Origin of the sequence: Kitasatospora sp. NPDC047058, assembly GCF_040643935.1 — a bacterium.
Lineage (GTDB): Bacteria > Actinomycetota > Actinomycetes > Streptomycetales > Streptomycetaceae > Kitasatospora.
In genome coordinates, this window is record NZ_JBEYVJ010000826.1 from 1 (window position 1) to 1,581 (window position 1,581).

Annotated in this window: 1 protein-coding gene; it reads left to right on the top strand. The window is 68.6% G+C overall.

What is annotated here, in order from left to right; all coding sequences use genetic code 11:
• Positions 1-430: 430 nt before the first annotated feature.
• The coding region (locus tag ABZ885_RS40840) for an MFS transporter (protein WP_360200233.1) at positions 431-1,581 on the top strand (1,151 nt) is incomplete at its 3' end.

Consider the following 1,581-nt stretch of genomic DNA (forward strand, 5'->3'; position numbering starts at 1 on the left):
GGCGGTGTGCTCGGTGCAACGGGTTCGAAGTTACGGGGGTGGTGTGGGGGTTTCAAGGATTCGCAGGTTTGGGCACGTCAGGGTGGTGTTACCGGTCGTAAGGATCAAGGAATTGGGCGGATTTGAAGGCATATGTCCGCTTTTTCAAGATCGAACACCGTACGGAAGTGGTCCGCGCCACAGGATCGGTGCTGTGAGGCCGCGCACATCGTCGACGGGGTGTGACGGCCGGTCGGCGGGCGGTGCAGGAACCGCCGGGTGGGGGCCGGGCCCGCGGTGGCCCGCACCACAGCCCTCACCCGCCGTAGTCGGAGCGCGCGCTCCACGTGACGAATCCGCATCCTCGGCCGCGGGCCCTTGTGCGGCAGCCCCTTCCGGGAAGACAGTTAGTTGACGGCAACTAACTACTTCCGCTCAGGCCGGGGCCGGCATGGAGATCACGTCAGAGGAGCATCCGCGCTACAAGTGGGTGGCCCTGTCCAACACGACCCTCGGCATGCTGGTGGCCACGATCAACAGCTCGATCGTGCTGATCTCGCTGCCCGCGATCTTCAACGGCATCGGCCTCAACCCGCTGGAGCCCGGCAACGTCAGCTATCTGCTGTGGCTGCTGATGGGGTACATGCTGGTCACCGCCGTCCTCGTCGTCACGCTCGGACGGCTGGGGGACATCCACGGCCGGGTCAGGATCTACAACGCAGGCTTCCTGATCTTCACCCTCACCTCGGTCGCCCTCTCGCTGGACCCGATGTCGGGCGGCGGCGGCGCGCTCTGGCTCATCCTCTGGCGGGTCGCCCAGGCGGTCGGCGGGTCGATGCTGATGGCCACCTCGGCGGCGATCATCACGGACGCGTTCCCGGTGCGGCAGCGCGGGATGGCGCTCGGCGTGAACGTCGTCGCCGCCATCGCCGGCTCGTTCATCGGACTGGTGCTCGGCGGCGTGCTGGCCGAGTGGAACTGGCACTCGATCTTCTGGGTCAACGTGCCGATCGGCGTGCTGGGGACCCTCTGGGCGTACCGGTCGCTCCGCGACACCGGCGTCCGCCGGCCGGCCAGGATCGACTGGTGGGGCAACGTGACCTTCGCCGTCGGCCTGACCGCGCTGCTGGCGGGCATCACCTACGGCATCCAGCCGTACGGCGGCCACACCATGGGGTGGACCAACCCCTGGGTGCTGGCCGGGCTGATCGGCGGCACGGCCGTTCTCGGGCTGTTCTGCGTCGTCGAACGGCGCACCGCCGAGCCGATGTTCCCGCTGCGGCTGTTCCGCTCGGCGGCCTTCACCGGCGGCAACGCCGCCACCCTGTTCGGCTCGGTGGCGCGCGGCGGACTGCAGTTCATGCTGATCATCTGGCTGCAGGGCATCTGGCTGCCGCTGCACGGCTACCAGTACGAGGACACCCCGCTGTGGGCCGGCGTCTACATGATCCCGCTGACGGTCGGCTTCCTGATCGCCGGGCCGGTCGCCGGCCACCTGTCCGACAAGTACGGTGCCCGGCTGTTCGCCGCCGGCGGGCTCGTGCTGATGGCCGTCTCCTTCGGCGGCCTGCTGCTCCTGCCCACCGACTTCGGGTACGGGTG